Genomic DNA, 19,509 nt, shown 5'->3' on the forward strand with positions numbered 1-19,509 from the left:
CGGAACAACCCCGACGAAGCGGGGTTGTTATCAGCTGAAACTACGAAAGCTTAGAACTTGTAGCTCAGACCAAACTGGTAGGTACGGCCAAACACGGTCTTGTACGAAATGGCGGTCGAATCGGTGCCATTGTACTCTTGGTAAGGCGTGTTGTTCCAGTTGTTGGCCTGCACGTAGATCGACAGACCTTTCAGGTACTTCTGCGAGAATTCATACGACGCTTGCAGGTCGATGATGGTCTCGCCCTTGACGAAGGTCAGCTGGGCGTTGTCCTGGAAGTCGCTGATCTCGCCGAGGAAGTCGGAACGGCGGCGGGCAGCCCAGGCGAACTGGAAGCCATACTTCTCGTAGTACAGGCGCAGGTTGGTGACGCGTTTGGACAGGCCTGGCAGCGGGATCTTGACGCCGGCTACCCCCTGGGTCGCGAAACCGATGACTGGCAGTTCGATGCCGCTCTCGGTGTTCGAGAAGTTACCCGACGCGCCGAAGCCGTCCAGGTAAGGCGTGACCAGCGAGAACGGAATGTTCACCGACAGCTCGTAGCCGCGGATGTTGCCGCCGTCGCCGTTGGTCGGGGTAGTCAGCAGGCCGACCGTCGAACCCTGGTATGGGCCGGTGGTTGGCAGCTGCGTGTTAGGCGTGACCTGGCCCTTGAAATCGAACGCGCGAGGTGCACGCAGGATGTAGGTGTCCAGCTTTTTGTAGAACGCCGCTGCGCTGAAGTAGCCCTTGTTGCCGAAGTACTTCTCGTACGATACGTCCAACGCCTTGGCGCGGAACGGCTCCAGCTTGGCGTTGCCGCCGCTGCCGACCAGGATAGGCACGGTGTTGTCTTTGCTGACGCCGAACGCCGAGCTGGCGCGCATGTCGTCCAGGTTGGCGCGAGCCAGTACCTTGGCGGCGCCGAAGCGCAGCTGCTGTTCGTTGCCCAGGTCGAAAGACACGTTTGCGCTAGGCAGGATGTCGTTGTACGAGGTGCCGTCGGCGATGCCGGCCGATGGGCAGGTGGCGGCGGTGATGCCGGTGCAAGTGGCCAGATCGACCTTGTTGCCGGTGGTCGACTGGTTGGTGTGCACCAGTTGCGCGCCGAAGTTGCCGCGGTAGTCGAAGCCGGCCAGTTTGCCGTCCAGTTCACCCATGGCGTAGGCGGTGGTGACTTTTTCCGATACCGACCAGTCCTTGGCCAGCACGCTGGCGTCCACCCACTTGACCATATCGTAGATCGGGCCCAGGGTGCCGACCGGGTCGAACGACACGATAGGAATGCCGGTGGTGCCGGCGGTGGCGATGGCGCTGCCTGGCACGGTGGCGGTGCCGTAGCCGTTGCCGCCCTTGACGACCAGACGGCCTTCTTCGCCGTAGCGCTTCTTGTCGCGCTTGGTGTAGTTCACGCCGAACTGGGCGGCCACAACCGGACCCCAGTTCAGTTCGCGACGCGCGGTCAGGCGGATCGCGTCGATTTTGTCGTCGACGTTAGGCAGTGCGACATAGCCGGCCTGTGGCGAGTTCACGCCGCCGCCCCAGCCGTCGGTGTCGGTCAGGAAGGTTTGCGAGCGGTTCGAGTAGTCGAAGCTCGACGTCAGGTGCATGGCGGCCAGGTTCTTGCCGTCGAAGCCGGTCCACGACAGCGAGCCCAGCTGGTTGGCAGGCGTGTTGCCCGCTACACCGGCGGTGGTTTCGTAGCGCGAGGCGTTCTTGGTGGCTTTCGAGTGCGACAGATCGCTGGTCAGGGTCCAGTCAGCCGTTTTGTATTGCGCGTTCCAGCCGATCGAGGTCAGCTTGTCGTCCGCCGATTCCTTGTGGTTGCGGACGTCGCCCTTGAAGTTGCTGAAGGTGCCGGCAGTGGCCACGCCGTTCTGGATGGTGGCGTTGCTCAGGACGCCGACTGGGTCGTAACCGCCCCACGAACCGCCGATCGAGCCTTCCAGGCCGGTTTTCTTCAGGGTCTGGGTGCCGGCCGAGTAGAACAGGTCGACCGAGGTCTTGAATTCTTTGTTCGGACGGTATTGCAGCATGGCGGATACGCCGTCACGCTTGGAGGTCGAGGTCTCGGTGTCGGCCTTGAAACCGCTAGGCACGACGACGTTCAGGCCGTTCGGGTTGGCTGCGGTTTTTGGATCGTAGATCTCGGTGCCGCCGCCTTCAAATTTCTGCTGGCCGCCGCCGGTTTCCTTGTAGCTGGTCACGCCCAGCGCCACACCGATCGTGCGGTTGGCGAACTGGTCCACGTAGCTGAAGGTGTAGCGCTTGCCGTCGCCTTCTGGCGAGCCGGAGCGCACGCCGCTGCGCTCGGTGCGTACACCGGCCGCCAGCACGCGCTTGCCGAAGTCCAGCGGCTGCACGGTGCGCAGGTCGATGGTCGCGGCCAGGCCCTGGCCGATCACGGTGGCGTCAGGGGTTTTGTAGATCATTGCGCTGCCGATCAGTTCCGCTGGGAACAGATCGAATTCAGGGCTGCGGGCATTGCCGGTGGACGCTTGTTCGCGGCCGTTGACCAGGGTGCCGTTGAAGCTAGGCGCCAGACCACGGACGCTGATGTCGGCGGCCTTGCCCGAACCGCGCGAACGCTGAGCGGTCACGCCTGGCAGGCGGGCGATGGATTCAGCCACGCTGGAGTCAGGCAGTTTGCCGATGTCTTCCGACGACACCGCTTCGACGATGGAGGTGGAATTCTTTTTGATCGAGATCGCTGCTTCGATACCGCGGCGGATACCGGCGACGACAACCGACGGTACGACCGGCGCATTCGGATCGGCCTTGGCGGCCGTCACGTCGGCGGCTGGAGCCGGGGCTGCTTGCGCGGCTTCTTGCGCATAAACAGCCGAGCTTGCCATCATCGACAGGAATACAGCGCAACCCGCTGCGACCGGATTCAGTTGAAACGCAGCGCTATGACTACGCTTATTCGCAAAAATGTTCATTCAATGTCCCCTCACTCACGACACAAAACACAATTCCCGCCAACATCAGCCGCTCCGTATTCGCCGGGGCGTCTCAAACTACACGGGTTCCAAGGAAATTCGACGTTCTAAAAGACGTTCTAGGAAGAATTTTGTACTAAAACTAGATTCCATGTCAATTAAACTTCCGCCCGCCTACGCATTCCAGGGCGCTCTGCGCCTGCTCTCCCCTGTGAGCATGCCGTTCTCGTTGTATTTCGGCTACAGAGCAAGCACTACGGGCTTGTAGTAGAACTACAGATTTGACGATAGAACCACTTGTTTATGAAACCAAACGCCACGCCATCGGGTCCGTCCGGGGCGTCAGGCGGGACATTTTTGGCCGAAAAAACAATATGGGCTGAAAAATTACAAAATCCCTGTATTTCGACTAAATTATGATGGTTTGATAAGGCTGGGCTTTGAGAGTATTCTCTAGCAAAATCAACAGAAATGGCCGGCAAGCCAGAAAAATAAAGGTTTGTAGTACGACTACTTACCCACACAAGGAGATTGCATGAAGAACACCATCCTGGCGGCGCTGCTGGCGAGCCTGCTTCCGGTTTGGGCGCACGCCGCCCCGGACTACCGCATCGACCACATGGACCCGCCGCTGTGGTGGACCGGCATGCGCAACAGCACGCTGCAACTGATGGTGCACGGGCCGCATATCGCCGACCTGGAGCCGACGCTGGCCTACCCCGGCGTGCGGATTGCCTCGGTGGCGCGGGTCGCCAACCAGAACTACCTGTTCATCAACCTGGAGATCGCGCCCGACGCGGCGCCAGGCGCGATGGACCTGGTGTTCAAGCGCGGCAGCCAGTCCCTCCGCTACAACTACACCTTGCTGGCGCGGGCGGCCGGTTCGGCCCAGCGCGCCGGCTTCAACAGCAGCGACGCCATCTATGAAGTGATGCCGGATCGTTTTGCCAACGGCAATCCATCCAACGACAACGCAGCCGACATGAGCGAACGCGCCGACCGCAGCGCCCCCTCGGGCCGCCACGGCGGCGACATCCGCGGCATGGCCGACCATCTGGACTACATCGCCGCGATGGGCTTCACCACCGTCTGGCCGACGCCGTTGCTGGAGTCGAACTCGCCTGCCTACTCCTATCACGGCTATGCGACGACCGACCATTACCGCATCGATCCGCGCTACGGCAGCAATGAGGAATATCGCAGCTTTGTCGCACAGGCGCGCGCCAAGGGTTTGGGCGTGATCCAGGACGTGGTGCTCAACCACATCGGCAGCAAGCACTGGTGGATGCAGGACATGCCGATGCCGGACTGGCTGACCTATCAGGGCAAGTTCGTGCCGACCGAGCATCATCGCGTGGCGGTGCAAGACCCGTACGCCTCCAGCGAGGACAAGCGCAACTTCACCCAGGGCTGGTTTGTCGAAGACATGCCGGACCTGAACCAGGCCAACCCGTACGTGGCGACCTACCTGATTCAAAACGATATCTGGTGGATCGAGTACGCGGGCTTGTCCGGGCTTCGGGTCGATACCTACGGCTATTCCGATACCGATTTCCTCAGCCGCTGGTCGGGCAGTGTGATGGCCGAGTACCCCAAGCTGAACCTGGTGGGCGAGGAATGGAGCCCTCTGATCCCCGTGGTCGCGTTCTGGCAGGAGGGCAAGCAGAACTTCAACGGCTACGTCTCGCACATGCCGAGCATGATGGACTTCCCGCTGACCTACACCTTGCGCCGCGCGCTGGCCGCACCGGACGGCGCCGAGTACAGCCTGACGAATCTGTACGAAACGCTGTCGCAGGATTATCTGTATCCGAACGCCGGCAACCTGGTGCTATTCGAAGGCAACCACGATGTGTCGCGCCTCTACAGCGAGCTGAATGCAGATGATGGCTTGTTCCGCATGGCGATGGCCTTCGTGGCGACGGCGCCGCGCATCCCGCAGTTCTACGCCGGCACAGAGGTGCAGATGACCAGCACCACCAAGGGCCGCGACGATGCCTCCTACCGCCACGACTTCCCCGGCGGCTGGCGCGGCGACGTCGTCAACGCCTTCACCGGCGCGGGCCTGAGCGCGCAGCAGGCGGCCGCGCAGGCGTATGTGAAGAAGCTGCTCAACTGGCGCAAGGGCGCGTCCGTGATCCATCACGGGAAGATGATGCACTACGGCCCTGAGCACAACACCTACGTCTACTTCCGCTACGATGGCACGCGCAAGGTCATGGTGGCCTTCAACAAGAACAGCACCGACACCGTGCTGAAAACCGCGCGCTTTCACGAGATGCTGACCGGCGTGCGCGCAGGTGTCGATGTCGTCAGCGGCAAGCGCGTGACGCTCGATGGCGAAGTCACCCTGCCGGCACGCTCGGCGCTGATACTGGAGATCGAACAATGAGATTGCCCCGTCGCCGCCTCGGCGCCCTGCCCTTGGCGCTGTTCACACTGCCCGCGCTGGCAGCCACTACGCTCAGCACCAGCTATCCAACCTGGGATGGCAAGCAGGAGACCGTACGCTACGCCACGCCGGACGCCAGCGCGCCGCAGCGCAGCTACACGCAATCGTCCACCATGCGCGTGCGCGAAGGCGGCAAGCAGGAGATAAGCTACGCGGAAGCGCCGGGACAGCCGAGTGTCCGCAGCGGCAACCTGGGCTTCGACGCGCTGTTCACGCTGGCCGGGCTGGAGATGAAACAGGACTCGGTCGGCGAGATCCGCGACGGCAGCTACAACGGCGGCAAGCCCATTTCCTGCAACTGCTTCGAGACGGGCGAGCTGTGGAACTATGTGTGGACGCGCGACCTGTCCTACGCGGCCTCGCTGGGACTGGGCATGCTGGATCCGCGCCGCGTGCGCAATTCGCTGGAGTTCAAGCTGTCCGGCTATCGCGACGGTGTGCGGCCGGGCGCGCACGTCGCCGGCAGCGCCGACGGTTTGCAGATCATCCAGGACACCGGCAGCGGCGGCAGTTGGCCGGTCAGCACGGACCGCGTGAGCTGGGCCTTCGGCGCGGACGAAGCCTTGAAGGCGCTGGCGCCTGACGAGCGCAAGGCCTTCGCGGCGACCGCGCTGCGGGCCTTGTCCAACACGCTGGAGAATGACAGGCTGGCCGCCTACGATGCGGCCGACGGCTTGTACAACGGCGAACAATCCTTCCTCGACTGGCGCGAGCAAAGCTACGCGCGCTGGATATCGGATGATCTGGCCAGCATGGCGTCGTCGAAGGCCTTGTCCACCAACGCCGGCCACTACAAGGCGCTGACGCTGGCCGCGCAGCTGGCGCGGGAGCAAGGCAATGCGGCGCTGGCCGACCGCTACGCTACGTGGGCGGCGGACCTGAAGCGCGCCATCAACCAGCGTCTGTGGCAGGCCGACGCGGGCATGTACAGCAGCATGACGGCCGGGCATTTCGACGGCGCGGCGATGTACAAGTACGATTGGCTGGGGCAGTCGCTGGCGATCGTCACCGGCATCGCCGACCGCAAGCAGGCCGAGAGCATCCTGGCGCATTACCCGCATGGTCCGATGGGGGCGCCGGTGATTTATCCGCAGCAGCCGGGCGTGGCGATTTATCACAATCGCACCTTGTGGCCGTTCGTGACGGCCTACGGTTTGAAGGCCGCCGCCATGACGGGCAATGTGGCCGTCGCCGATGCGGCCTACGAGTCGCTGATGCGCGGCGCGGCGCTCAACCTGTCCAATATGGAAAACCTGGAGTGGCTGTCCGGCCAGCCGATGCTGAAGGACCAGCAGCCGCAGGGCGATTTGAGCGGGCCGGTGATGGATTCGCGGCGACAGCTGTGGTCGGTCGGCGCGTATCTCGGCATGGTGGTCGGCGGCGTGTTCGGCGTGCAGACCACCGATGACGGCATCGCGCTGCATCCCTTCGTGACGGCCAAGCTGCGGCGCGTGGCGTTCGCGGGCAGCGATGCGGTCACGCTCAGCAATCTTGGGCTGCGCGGCAAGCGCTTGCAGGTGCGGCTGTCGCTGCCGCCCGCGTCGGCCGGCGATGGCTACTACGAAGTCGCATCGGTGGCGCTGAACGGCAAGCCCGTCGCCGCCACGCTGGCCTGGTCGGCGCTGGCCGAGGACAATGTCATCGAGATCCGCCTCGGCAAGCTGATGGCCGGGCAACAGGTCAAGCACAGCGTCAGCGCGCAGCCGTTGGCGGTTGATCCGACGGTGTACGCGCCGCAGGAGGCGCGCATCGTCAAGCTGGAACGCGGCACTTACGGTTTTCCTACGCTGCATCTCGACGGCGCTGCCAAGGGCGTGGTCTACAACATCTATCGCAACGGCAAGCTGGCGGCGCAGCGCGTCACCGCGAAGACCTGGGCCGATCGTCGCGCGCCGTCGATGGGCGAGAGCGGCAATCTGTGCTACGCCGTCGAGGCGATGTACACCGGCTCCGGCAACCGCAGCCATCACAGCGCGCCGCAATGCCTGGACAAGGGCGTGGAGATTGCCGTCGCCGATGGCCGCATCGCAGGTTGGGGCGCGCCGGCCGATACGCTGTCGGTACCGGACATCAAGGTCGAGCGCGATGGCAGCTATGCTTTGCAGCTCCAATACCGCAACACCGCGCACCAGATCAACCTGGGCATCAGCGGTGGCGTGAAGTGGATGGTGCTCAAGAATAGCCAGGACGGCATCGTTGCGCAGGGCGTGGTGCAGTTGCCGCATTCGCCCGCGAGCGCAGGGCCGTCGTGGTCGACGCCGTTGAAGGCGGAACTCAAGGCGGGCAGCTACCGCATGGAGCTCAGCGATTTCTACAACATGAGCTACCTGCAAAGTAACGCCAGCTATGGCGATGCGGGCGGCGTCAGAGGACCGTCGAACCGCTTCGATCTGCACGGCGTTCGCATCATGCCGTTGCCGCGAGGCTCGGTGGCGGGTGGCGGTACGACGAGTGGCAACACAGCGGCGATCGGCGGCGTTGCGGCCATCCCTGCCCTGCCGCCGGCCGGCACGGTACGCATCGTCGAGCAGATCGCTTCGCCGCAGCTGGGCAACAGCCGCAACCTGCGCATCTATCTGCCGCCCGGCTACGACGCCCAGCCGCAGCAGCGCTACCCTGTGCTCTACATGCACGACGGCCAGAACCTGTTCGACGCCCGCACCGCCGCCTACGGCGCGGCCTGGGAAATCGGCACCACCATGGACCGCCTGATCGCCAACCACACCATCGCGCCAGCCATCGTGGTCGGCATCGACAACACCGGCGACCGCATGGCCGAATACACGCCCTGCTGCGATCCGCAATACGGCGGCGGCAAGCTCGATGCCTACATGGCCTTCATCGTCGACACCGTCAAGCCGTGGGCCGACGCCAACCTGCGCACGCTGCCGGACCGCGAACACACCGCCATCATGGGTTCCTCGCTGGGCGGCATCGCCTCGGTCTACATCGCGCAGCACCGTCCGGACGTGTTTTCCCGCGCCGCAGGCGTGTCGAGTTCGTTCTGGTGGAATCGCGGCGAGTTCATCGCCAAGGTGCCGGCCCGCCAGCCGGTCAAGTTCTACCTCGACGCCGGCACCGACGACGACGGCATCGAGCAGACGCTGAAAATGCGCGACGCCATGCTGGCCCAGGGCTACCGCTTGAACGAAGACCTGTACTTCTATTCGGCCGACGCCGCCATCCACAACGAACGTTCGTGGGCGGCGCGGGTGGAACGGCCGCTGGCGTGGTTCTTCCCGGCTAGCCGTCAGCGCTGACCGGCGCCGGCTGCAGCCAGCGCCCCAGCAGCAGCGCTTCCAGCTCGTCCGCCGAGACGGCCGCGCTCAGGCAAAAACCGAACGCTTCGTCGCAGCCCATCGCCGCCAGCTGGATCAATTGGTCGCCGGTCTCGACGCCGCCGGCGATCACCCGCATGTTCAGCGTGTGCGCCATGGCGATGATGGCGCGCACCATCGCCCCCTCGTCCGCCGCGCGGCCGTCGCCGCGGCGATCGGTCGGCTGCTGGGCGGCGCGCCGCAGGTCGTCGATGAAGGACTTGTTGATCTTCACCAGATCCACCGGGAAGCGCCGCAGATAGTTCAGCGACGCATAACCGGTGCCGAAATCGCTGATCGAGATACGCATGCCCAGCTGCTTGAACTGGCGCAGCACGGCCTCGCAGTTCTGGTTCTTGTCGATCAACATGCCCTCGCTGATTTCCAGCTCGATGTAGCGCCCCGGCAGGCCGGCCTCGTGCAGGATGGCGGCAAAGGTGCGGGCGATATCCTTCTGGTAGAACTGGCGCGGCGACAGGTGCACCGACACCGTCAGCGGATGGCCCAGCTCCATCCAGCGCCGCGCCTGCCTGGCGGCGGTCGCCATCGTCCACTCGCCCACCGGCAGGATCAGCGCGCTCTCCTCCAGTATCGGCAGGAAGTCCGGCGGCATCACCAACCCCAGCTCCGGATGGTGCCAGCGCAGCAGCGCCCGGACGCCGGAGATTTTCTGTTCGTTCAGGTTCAGCTTGGGCTGGTAGCTCAGCACGAACTCGTCGTGTTCCAGCGCGTGGCGCAGCGCCGTCTCCAGCACCACCCGCGAATACGCCTTGGCCTGCATGCTGGGCGCGAAGCGCAGCCCGGCGCCGCGGCCGCGCTGCTTGGCCGCGTACATCGCCAGGTCGGCCTTCTCCAGCAGCGCTTCGGTGTCGGCATCGTCGTCGGGATAGACGGCGATGCCGATGCTGGCGGCCACCGCCAGCGTATCGCCATGGACCAGGAAAGGCTCGGCGATCGCGGCGACGATCTTGTCGGCCACCTGCTGCGCATCCTGGGCGGCGCGCAACTCGGTCAGCAGCACGATGAACTCGTCGCCGCCCTGGCGGGCCACGGTGTCGACCTCGCGCACGCAGCGCCGCAGACGCTGCGCGAACTGCACCAGCACCTGGTCGCCGGCGTCATGGCCGAGGTTGTCGTTGATGGCCTTGAAGTGGTCGATGTCGACGAACAGCACGGCCAGCAGGCTGCCGTGGCGGCGCGCGTAGGCGATGCCGTGTTCCAGCTGTAGTTGGCATTGCAGGCGGTTGGGCAGGCCGGTCAGGCTGTCGTGATGGGCGATGTAGTCGAGCCGTATTTCCGCTTCACGATGGGATTCCAGTGTGGACTGCAATTGCGCGCAGCGGGTACGCAAGGCGCGTACCCGCACCTCGCCGTACCACAGCGCCAGCAGACTGAGTGCGATGCCGGCCAGCACCGGCAATAGGCTGTTCATGCTGTCCCTCTCCATCCGGTGCACCGGGGAAGAGGGAATCATAGTGGATGACTCAGCAGATCCAAGCCCGTTCGCGCCGGCGCTTGAGCGGCGTCAAACGGGCATGGCGTTCCTTCAGGCCTGTCCCGCCATCTGCAACAGGCGCCGCTGCACCGGCGCCGCCACATGGGCCGGCTGGCGCTGCTCCTGCAATTTGAACACGCTGACCGCTTCCGCCAGACTGGCGGCCTGCTGCTCCATCGCGTCGGCCGCAGCGGCGGCTTCTTCGACCAGCGCGGCATTCTGCTGGGTCACGCTGTCCATCTGGTTGATGGCGATGCTGATCTGTTCGATGCCGTCGCGCTGTTCGACGCTGGCGATCGAGATTTCGCCGATGATGGCGGTCACGCGCTGCACGCTGGCCACCACCTCCCCCATGGTCTCGCCGGCCTGGCCGACCAGCTTGCTGCCGGCCTCCACGCGGCCGACCGAATCGCCGATCAGCTCCTTGATCTCCTTGGCCGCCGCAGCCGAGCGCTGCGCCAGGTTGCGCACTTCCGACGCCACCACCGCGAAGCCACGTCCCTGCTCGCCTGCCCGCGCCGCTTCCACCGCCGCGTTCAGCGCCAGGATGTTGGTCTGGAAGGCGATGCCGTCGATCACGCCGATGATGTCGACAATCTTGCGCGACGATTCATTGATCGAGCCCATCGTACGCACCATCTGTTCGACCGCGTCGCCGCCCTTGGCAGCCACGGCGGAGGCGGTGTCGGCCAGCTTGCAGGCCTCGGCCGCGTTGGCGTTATTCTGCTGCACGGTGGTGGTCAGCTCGACCATCGCGGCGGCGGTTTCCTCCAGCGAGCTGGCCTGTTCCTCGGTGCGGCTGGACAGGTCGAGATTGCCGGCGGCGATATCCTTGGACGCGCCGTGGATGGCGTCGGTGCCGATACGAACCTTGCCAACGATATTGCTCAGATTGCCCTGCATGCGCTTGAGCGCCGCCAGCAGCGCGCCGATCTCGTCGGTGCTGCTGATCCGCACTTCGCTGCTCAGGTCGCCTGCGGCCACGGTCTCCGCCATCTCGACCGCCTCGTTCAGCGGCACGGTGATGCTCTTGATCAGCCACATTACGGTGGCGACGCCGACCACCAGCGTCACCAGCAGCGTGATGCCCATGGCCATCATCGCCCGTCCGTGCGCCACCTTGTTCTCTTCTTCCATCTCGACCATCAGCCGATGCGATTCCTTGCCGATGAAGGTGACGATCTCGTCGATTTTCTTGGTGGGTTCGCGGTCCATGCCCTTGACCAGCGCATCGACCACATGGGCGCTGTCCTGGTTGGCGCTATCGTATTTTTGCAGCGCCGCCATGTAGCGCGTCACCAGCTCGCTCTGGGTGGCGACGGCTTCGTCGACCAGCGGCGTCTTGAGGTCCAGCTTGGCCAGCAGCGCCTTCAGCTTTTGCAGCTCGGCGCGCGTGGTCTCGCCGCCCTTGACGAAGGCCTTGCTGTATTTGTCGAAATTGGCGGGGTCGTTGCCGCGCAGCAGAGTGTTCTTCCACTCCTGCACCTGGATCTTGAATTCGACCTGGGCGCCGCGCGCCACGTCGACGGCTTCGGTCATGGCCTGCATGCGCTGCATGGCGTCGGCGCTGCGTACATTGCTGCCGTCCAGGGCGCGCCAGCCGCCGGTGGCGACGATGGCCAATGCCACAAAGAAGAAGGCGCCCAGCATGCCCAACCGCACGCCTATCTTGAGATTGGCGAGTTTCATAAGTTTCCCTTTCGGTAAAAATTCAATACGTACAAGATGGTCGTAGCGGTGTCTCCCACCGCCATCACGTGGCTTATATTTTTGAATTGGTTCCGTTTTCTAGGGAACAAGCAACTTTTAATTCTTTGGGTCCATCATGCGCTCAGGCACAAAAAAATCCAAGCGCGGGCCGGTAAAATTCTATCGAATTCCCACCATTGCAACAGGTCGACAGCATTAGTTCGGGAAATCGATGCGGTAAATATTGCTAGGACGGTCACGCGGCGGCAGCGTGCGCAGTTCGACAAACGCCAGGCCGAGTTTTGCCAGCAGGCGGATCGAGTTGATGTTGCCCGGGTCCGTCAGCCCCAGCAGGCAGCGCATGCGCAGCGTATCGCGCGCATAGGCCACCACCGCGACGGCCGCCTCGTAGGTGTAGCCCATGCCGAACCAGGCAGGGCGGATCGCGTAGCCGATGTCGACGTGGTCCAGTTCGTCCCGCTTGATGAGGCCGCACAAACCCAGCGCCACGCCGTCACTCTTGCGCTCCATCACGTACAGCGAATGTCCGAGCCGCTCCTGCATCGCGCAGGGCCCTTCGATGATGGCGTCGCGCGCGCCCTCGATGCTGCGGATGCCTTTGTCGCCAATGAACTCCAGCCAGGTGGGGTCATTGACCAGGTCGTAATAAAAGCCGGCATCGTCAGGGGTGATGGTGCGCAGCGTCAGGCGTTCGGTGTCCAGTATTTTCATGCGTCGGGCCAATGCGAAGGATCGTCCAGCAACTGGTACATGACGTAGACGTCGACGTAGCCGAGGTGGGCATGATAGTAGGCGCGCGGCAGCGTGCCGACGATGGAGAAGCCGAGCTTCTTCCACAGCAGCACGGCCGGCACGTTGGAGCTGACCACGTAGTTGAACTGCATCGCCAGATAGCCTTGCGAACGGGCGCGGTCCAGGCAGTCGCCGCCCAGCAGCTTGCCCACGCCTATGCCCTGCGCGGCTGGGCTGACCATGAAGGAAGCGTTGGCCACGTGGGCGCCGCGGTCGCGCTGGTTGGCGATCAGCCGGTACATGCCGACCAGCCGCTCGCTGTTGAGGATGGCCACGTACGATTGCACGCCGGGGCCGAACCAATAGGCATGGCAATCTTCGCGGCTGGTGTTGGCGGCGAAATAATAGGTGTCGCCGCTGGCGATCAATTGCTGGAAGATTTCCCACATGGCGCCGAAGTCGGCTTCCGTGGCGGGGCGGATGGCGATTTCTTTCAAGGCAGCTCCAGGCGGATTAAACAATGTTCAATTGTCATGGATTTCCGATGGCAAGTCCAGCTTGCGCTGGCGCCGCCGGGCTCATCGGCCCAGCCGGAAATCCACCTGCTGCGGCCTGCCCGGCAAACTCAGCCGTGCTTGCGCGCGCGGCGACTCGGCGATCACCGTGCCGCGCCGCATCACCATGCGCCGCGCCGCGCGCAGGCGGATCGCCTCCACCGGATCGGCCGCGTCCAGCAGCACCAGGTCGGCATGGCAGCCGGCCGCCACGCCGTAGTCGCGCAGGCCGAGGATGCGGGCCGGCGCCGCCGTCACCGCCTGGTAGCAGGCGCGCATCGCATCCTGGCCGGTCATCTGCGCCACGTGCAGGCCCATGTGCGCCACCTCCAGCATGTCGCCCGAGCCCAGGCTGTACCACGGGTCCATCACGCAGTCGTGGCCGAAGGCGACTTCGACGCCGGCCGCCATCAGCTCCGGCACCCGCGTCATGCCGCGCCGCTTGGGATAGCTGTCGTGGCGGCCCTGCAGGGTGATGTTGATGAGCGGATTGGCGATCGCCGCCACGCCGGCCTCGCGTATCAGCGGCAGCAGCTTGCTGACGTAGTAGTTGTCCATCGAATGCATGGAGGTCAGGTGCGAACCGGCCACGCGGCCGTGCAGGCCGAGGCGGTGGCTGTGGCAGGCCAGCGTTTCGATATGGCGCGACAGCGGATCGTCCGACTCGTCGCAATGCATGTCCACCATCAGGCCGCGTTCGGCGGCGAACTCGCACAGGATGCGTACCGATTCGGCGCCGTCGGCCATGGTGCGTTCGAAGTGCGGGATGCCGCCGACCACGTCCACGCCCATGGCAATCGCTCGCTTGAGGTTGGCCAGCGCGGTAGGGCTGCGCAGCAGGCCGTCCTGCGGGAACGCCACCAGTTGCAGATCCAGGTAAGGCGCGGCCAGGCGCTTGACTTCCAGCAGCGCCTCGACCGCCAGCAGACGGTCGTCGCAGATATCGACGTGGGAACGGATCGCCTGCAAGCCGCGCGCGGCGGCCCAGTCGCAGTACTGCATGGCGCGCTCGACCAGCGCCTGCTGGGTCAGGTGGGGCTTCAGCTCGCCCCACAGCGCGATGCCTTCGAGCAGCGTGCCGGAGGCGTTGACGCGCGGCAGGCCGTAGCTCAGCGTGGCGTCCATGTGGAAATGGGCGTCGACAAACGGCGCGCTCAGTAAGTCGCCGCCGGCGTCGATTTCCTGCGCGCCCCGCAGCGGCAGCGCGGCGCCGATGGCGGTGATGCGGCCTTTATCGATGGCGACATCGACGCCCCGTTGTCCGTCGGCCAGGTTGGCGTTCCGTATTACCGTCTCGATCACCGCATCCATCCGCGCTCCCGGCTTATTTCTTCCAGTATGAAAACTCCGACTCGTAGCAGACCGTTTCGATCTCCGCGATCTTGTCCTGCATCGCCGCCTGGGCGTCGAGGATGGCCTGATTGTAGACAGACGGGCCGATTTCGCGCAAACAAAAATCGAGCAGCAGCTTCGCCTTGAGTTCGCCGACCTCCTCGTCCATGTTGGCGGCGCAGTAGCGCTGGATCGATCCCAGCAGGCGTTGTTCGACTTCCTTGTTCAGTTTGATGGCCATGTATTCCCTTTTTCAATTGATTGCGCATCTTGTTGCGGCGCACTAATTCAGACTTTTCCACCGCCGCGTATTGCGTTGCATCAAGAACGATGCAGATAATGTCCACGCAGCATTTTTCCTTGTTGCGAGCTTTGCGACATGGCAGAAAAAATAACTTTCCAAGCCCAACTTTCACCGCTAGAATGGGCTTATTGCAATGCATCATATTGCGCGCAGCGTGCACAGCTTTGCCGACATTCTAATCGTCCCAGGAGAAACCATGTCTTCGATCACCGAACAGTTTTCCGCAGCTACGAAGTCCCAGTTGGAAGCCCAATTCAAGATCTTCAACACGTTTGCCAGCACCGCCGTCGATAGCGCGGAAAAGGTCATCGCGCTGAACATCAGCACCACCAAGGCTTCGGTGGAAAAATCGTCGGCCGCCGCGAAAAAGCTGCTCGAAGCGAAAGACCCGCGTGAATTCTTCAGCCTGAGCACCGCCGAACCGGCCAGCTTCGACAACCTGCTGTCCTATGGCCGCCAGCTGTACAGCATCGCTTCCGATGTTCAGAGCGAGCTGATTCAGTCCGCCCAGCACACCATCAAGCAAGTGTCCGACCTGGCCGCCGCGCCGGTGACGGCGGTGAAAAATGCCGTCAAGGCCTTGCCGCCAGCAGCGCCGGTCGCCAAGCCTCCAGTTGCCGCCCCCCCGGTCGCTGTTGCACCGGCCGCGCCGGTGGTGGTTGAGCCGCCAGTCGTGGTTACCGCAGCACAAGCACCTGCCAACGAAGCGGTCGCCGAGGAAGCCAAGGCCGCCAAGGTCGTCGCCAAGCCAAAAGCCGCGCCTGTGGACGAAGCGCCGGCCCCGGTCGAAGCCAAAGCCCCGGCCGCCAAGCCTGCGTTCCCGGCGCCGCCACCGAAGCCGGTAGCCGCCGTCGCCGAAAGCAAGCCCGAACTGAAATCCGTACCGTCGGCCAAGGCCAAGCCCACCGGCAAGCAGCTCGACATGCTGAGCAGCAACAAAGCCAAGAAGTAAGACGCCTGAGTTTTATTTTCATGTAGGAATTGGAAGGGCCACGGACGACGGACTTCCTCGGCATGTTGTATCCTAGCGGGCTAAGCGCTATTCCGAGGCAACATGTCTAAACTTTCCGGATTGATCGGCGGCTTCGTGCGCCAGCACAGCCGTGCCTACGCCGTGTCCGGCGCCATGCTGGCCGGCGTGGCCATCCTCTCCATCTGGGTGCCGCGCAAAGTCGGCGCCATGATCGACGGCCTGGCCGGCCACACCCTGGGCGACGACGCCCTGCTGAAAGAAATCGGCGCACTGCTGTTGATCGGCGCCGGCATCTATTTCCTGCGCGTCGCCTGGCGCCAGATCCTGTACGGCGCCGCCTACCGGCTCGGCGTCTCGCTGCGCACCCGCCTGTACACCCGCCTCACCCTGCAAGGCCCAGCGTTCTACCAGCGCCAGCGCACCGGCGACCTGATGGCGCTGGCCACCAACGATATCGACGCCATCGAAATGGCTGCCGGCGAAGCCATGCTGGCCGGCTTCGACGGCGCGCTGACGCTGGTGATGGTGCTGGGCGTGATGCTGCTCGGCGTCGACTGGCGCCTGGCCTGCATCGCGCTGCTGCCGTTCCCGCTGATGGCGTGGGCGTTCTGGTACATCTCCGGCCATATCCACACCGCCTCCACCGATTCGCTCAAGCGCTTCAGCGCCCTCAACGACCATGTGCAGGAAACCCTGTCCGGCGTACGCACGCTGCGCGCGCTGGGCTTGGAACAGCGCAGCGCCGCGCAATTCGGCGAGCTGGCGCAGCAAGCGTCCAACGCCAGCCTGCGCGCCCAGGTGTGGGAAGCGGCCTACGAACCGGCCGTCGGCCTGACGCTGACCGCCGCCGGCGGCCTGACGCTGGGCCTGGGCGGCTATCTGGTCTGGCAGCAGCAGCTGACCATCGGCGCGCTGACCAGCTTCACCATGTATCTCGGCCAGCTGATCTGGCCGATGTTCGCGGCCGGCTGGGTGCTGTCGCTGATCGAGCGCGGCAAGGCCGCCTGGCAGCGCCTGCAACCGATGCTGGACGCCCCGCTGGCGATCGACGACCACGGCAGGCTGGACACCATCGCGCCGGGCGCGCTGACGCTGCACAACGTCAGCTACGCCTACTCCGGCCAGAGCGCGCCCGCGCTCAGCGGCATCACGCTGGAACTCAAGCCGGGCCAGACCCTCGGCCTGGTCGGCCCCACCGGCTGCGGCAAGTCGACGCTGCTGCGCGTGCTGCTGCGCCAGCTGACGCCGCAATCGGGCAGCGTGCGCTGGAGCGGCCACGCGCTGGCCGACTACCGCTTGCAGGCGCTGCGCGCCGCCATCAGCTGGGTGCCGCAGGAATCGTTCCTGTTCTCCGCCTCGATCGCCGACAACATCGCGCTGGCCCGTCCCGACGCCACCCGCGCCCAGATCGAACACGCAGCCACGCTGGCCGCCATCCACGACGACATCCTGCAATTCCAGCAGGGCTACGAGACCGAGGTCGGCGAGAAGGGCATCACGCTGTCCGGCGGCCAGCGCCAGCGCGTGGCCATCGCCCGCGCGCTGCTGGCCGATAACGACTTGCTGCTGCTGGACGACGCCCTGTCCGCCGTCGACACCGGCACCGAAACGCGCATCCTCCAGCACCTGGAAGAACTGCGCCAGGCGCGCCACGGCCGCAGCGCCGTCATCGCCAGCCACCGCCTGAGCGCCGTGGTCGACGCCGACCTGATCGTGGTCCTGCGCGACGGCCGCATCAGCGAAACCGGCAGCCACGAACAACTGCTGGAGCAGGACGGCTGGTACGCCAGCCAGTGGCGCTATCAACAATTGGAAGCCAGTCTCGATGCCGACTAAGCCTGAACAGATTTCCGCGCGCCGCCAGACCTGGCAGGCGTTCTCCCTGCTGCGCCGCGCCGCCCTGCCCGACCAGCACCACCTGGGCTGGGCCGTCATGTGGCTGGTGCTGGCCGCGCTGCTGGAAGTGATGGGCCCCATCATGGGCAAGGCGCTGATCGACGAACACCTGCTGCCGCACCACCTCGACTGGCCGCGCATGGCCGGCCTGCTGGCCGGCGTGGTGCTGACCGGCTGGATCGCCAGCGGCCTGCGCTACCTGCAACTGGTGCGCCTGTCCGGCCTGGCGATGCGCTCGGTGATGCGGCTGCGCGAGATGGTCTACACCCACGTGCTGCTGCTGCCGATGGCCTTCTTCGACCGCGCCATCACCGGCCAGCTGGTCTCGCGCGTGACCAACGACACCGAGGCCGTCAAGACCCTGTACATCCAGGTGCTGTTCGTGATGCTCGACTCCACCATCGTCCTGATCGGCACCGTGGCGGCCATGGCCTGGCTGGACTGGCATCTGATGCTGATCGTGCTGGCGCTGCTGCCGGCGGTGCTGCTGATCGTCTGGCTGTACCAGCGCTGGAGCGCGCCGGCCGTGACCCGCGCCCGCGCGCTGCGCAGCGACATCAACGGCCAGATGGCCGAATCGATAGGCGGCATGAGCGTGCTGCAGGCGAACAACGCCGAGGCCCGCTTCGGCAAGCGCTTCGCCGCCACCAACCAGGGCCACTACACGGCCCGCCTGTCCGAGCTGCGCGCCAACGCCTGGCTGCTGCGGCCGGCGCTGGACATGTTCAACATCATCCTGCTGGCGGCCGTGATCTACCTGTTCGGCCAGCGCGAGATGACGGCCGCCGAAGTGGGCGTGCTGTACGCCTTCATCAGCTACCTGGCGCGCGTGATCGAGCCGCTGATCCAGATCACCATGCAGTTCAGCCAGTTGCAGCAATCGGTGGTGGCCACCGCGCGCGTGGCCACGCTGCTGGACGAGGCCACCGCCACCGAGCACGCCGCGCCGGAACACGCCGCCGGCCTGGCCGCCGAGCGCGCCGCCGCCAACGACGGCAGCAACGGCAATGACGAGGGCAATGCCGCGGCGGTCGCCATCCGCCACCTCAACTTCGCCTACAACGAAGGCCAGCCGGTGCTGCACGACCTGTCGCTGGAGATCCCGCAAGGCGCCTTCATCGGCATCGTCGGCCACACCGGCAGCGGCAAGTCCACCTTGCTGTCGCTGCTGCTGCGCTTCTACCCGGCGCGCCACGGCAGCATCGCCATCCACGGCGTGCCGCTGGACGCCATCCCCAACGACCGCTTCCGCGCCGAAGTAGGCCTGGTGCCGCAAGACCCCTTCCTGCTGGCCGCCTCCGCCCGCGAAAACATCGACATGGGCCGCGGCCTGAGCCAGGCGCAGATCGAAGCGGCGGCGCGCGCCGCCCACGCGCACGACTTCATCGCCGCGCTGGACCAGGGCTACGACACCGCGCTGGGCGAAGGCGGCTCGCGCCTGTCGGTGGGCCAGAAACAGCTGGTCGCCATCGCCCGCGCGCTGGCCGGCACGCCGCGCATCCTGCTGCTGGACGAAGCCACCTCGCACATCGATTCGCAGACCGAGCAGATCGTGCAGACCGCGCTCGACGAACTGCGCGGCAAGGTGACGGTGATCGCCATCGCCCACCGCCTGTCGACCATCCGCGACGCCGACCGCATCATCGTGCTCAATCACGGCCGCATCGCCGAAACCGGCGCGCACGAGCAGCTGATGCAGATAGACGGCGGCCTGTACCAGCGCCTCTACCTGTTGCAGCAGTTGGCAGCCTAGCATGCACGATCCGACAACATTGCTAAAAGCATTTCTATCTGACTGGCAATATCGATCACATAGTTGACAT

12 protein-coding genes are annotated in these 19,509 nt (G+C 64.8%); 5 read left to right on the forward strand and 7 right to left on the reverse strand.

Annotated features, from left to right (window positions below):
• Positions 1-50: 50 nt before the first annotated feature.
• Complete coding sequence (locus GEV02_RS18980; RefSeq protein WP_235922832.1) at positions 51-2,837, reverse strand: TonB-dependent receptor; 2,787 nt, start codon at positions 2,835-2,837, stop codon at positions 51-53.
• 619 nt (positions 2,838-3,456) lie between these two features.
• Between GEV02_RS18980 and GEV02_RS18985 the strand changes: the two genes are divergently transcribed.
• Positions 3,457-5,313: a glycoside hydrolase family 13 protein gene (locus GEV02_RS18985; RefSeq protein ID WP_152839436.1), complete on the forward strand. Its 1,857-nt coding sequence runs from the start codon at positions 3,457-3,459 to the stop codon at positions 5,311-5,313.
• Complete coding sequence (locus GEV02_RS18990) at positions 5,310-8,633, forward strand: alpha/beta hydrolase-fold protein (protein ID WP_152839437.1); 3,324 nt, start codon at positions 5,310-5,312, stop codon at positions 8,631-8,633. The genes GEV02_RS18985 and GEV02_RS18990 overlap by 4 nt, the downstream gene beginning before the upstream one ends.
• Here the strand turns inward: GEV02_RS18990 and GEV02_RS18995 are convergent.
• The 6 genes from GEV02_RS18995 to GEV02_RS19020 form a co-directional block, all read right to left on the reverse strand.
• Positions 8,617-10,122 carry a putative bifunctional diguanylate cyclase/phosphodiesterase gene (locus tag GEV02_RS18995; protein WP_152839438.1) on the reverse strand — a complete coding sequence of 502 codons (1,506 nt, stop codon included), beginning with the start codon at positions 10,120-10,122 and terminating at the stop codon, positions 8,617-8,619. The two genes, GEV02_RS18990 and GEV02_RS18995, sit on opposite strands and share 17 nt — an antisense overlap.
• A gap of 114 nt (positions 10,123-10,236) precedes the next feature.
• Positions 10,237-11,874: a methyl-accepting chemotaxis protein gene (locus GEV02_RS19000; RefSeq protein WP_152839439.1), complete on the reverse strand. Its 1,638-nt coding sequence runs from the start codon at positions 11,872-11,874 to the stop codon at positions 10,237-10,239.
• A 216-nt stretch (positions 11,875-12,090) separates the two neighbouring features.
• The gene (locus tag GEV02_RS19005) at positions 12,091-12,606 is read right to left on the reverse strand and encodes a GNAT family N-acetyltransferase (RefSeq protein WP_152839440.1); all 516 of its coding nucleotides are present in this window, start codon (positions 12,604-12,606) and stop codon (positions 12,091-12,093) included.
• Positions 12,603-13,124 carry a GNAT family N-acetyltransferase gene (locus tag GEV02_RS19010; protein ID WP_152839441.1) on the reverse strand — a complete coding sequence of 174 codons (522 nt, stop codon included), beginning with the start codon at positions 13,122-13,124 and terminating at the stop codon, positions 12,603-12,605. Before GEV02_RS19010 ends, GEV02_RS19005 begins: the two co-directional genes overlap by 4 nt.
• Positions 13,125-13,205: 81 nt before the next feature.
• Entirely contained in the window at positions 13,206-14,480 is a 1,275-nt protein-coding gene (locus GEV02_RS19015) for an amidohydrolase family protein (RefSeq protein ID WP_328595859.1), read from the reverse strand.
• 25 nt (positions 14,481-14,505) lie between these two features.
• Positions 14,506-14,754 carry a DUF2164 domain-containing protein gene (locus GEV02_RS19020; protein ID WP_008451660.1) on the reverse strand — a complete coding sequence of 83 codons (249 nt, stop codon included), beginning with the start codon at positions 14,752-14,754 and terminating at the stop codon, positions 14,506-14,508.
• Between the two features lie 259 nt (positions 14,755-15,013).
• Between GEV02_RS19020 and GEV02_RS19025 the strand changes: the two genes are divergently transcribed.
• From GEV02_RS19025 to GEV02_RS19035, 3 genes are all read left to right on the forward strand, one after another.
• Positions 15,014-15,769 carry a phasin family protein gene (locus tag GEV02_RS19025; RefSeq protein WP_152839443.1) on the forward strand — a complete coding sequence of 252 codons (756 nt, stop codon included), beginning with the start codon at positions 15,014-15,016 and terminating at the stop codon, positions 15,767-15,769.
• 102 nt (positions 15,770-15,871) lie between these two features.
• Entirely contained in the window at positions 15,872-17,626 is a 1,755-nt protein-coding gene (locus GEV02_RS19030; protein WP_152839444.1) for an ABC transporter transmembrane domain-containing protein, read from the forward strand.
• Positions 17,616-19,439 carry an ABC transporter ATP-binding protein gene (locus GEV02_RS19035; RefSeq protein ID WP_152839445.1) on the forward strand — a complete coding sequence of 608 codons (1,824 nt, stop codon included), beginning with the start codon at positions 17,616-17,618 and terminating at the stop codon, positions 19,437-19,439. Before GEV02_RS19030 ends, GEV02_RS19035 begins: the two co-directional genes overlap by 11 nt.
• The last annotated feature ends 70 nt before the right edge of the window (positions 19,440-19,509 follow it).

This window comes from Rugamonas aquatica (assembly GCF_009380215.1).
Taxonomy (GTDB): domain Bacteria; phylum Pseudomonadota; class Gammaproteobacteria; order Burkholderiales; family Burkholderiaceae_D; genus Rugamonas; species Rugamonas aquatica_B.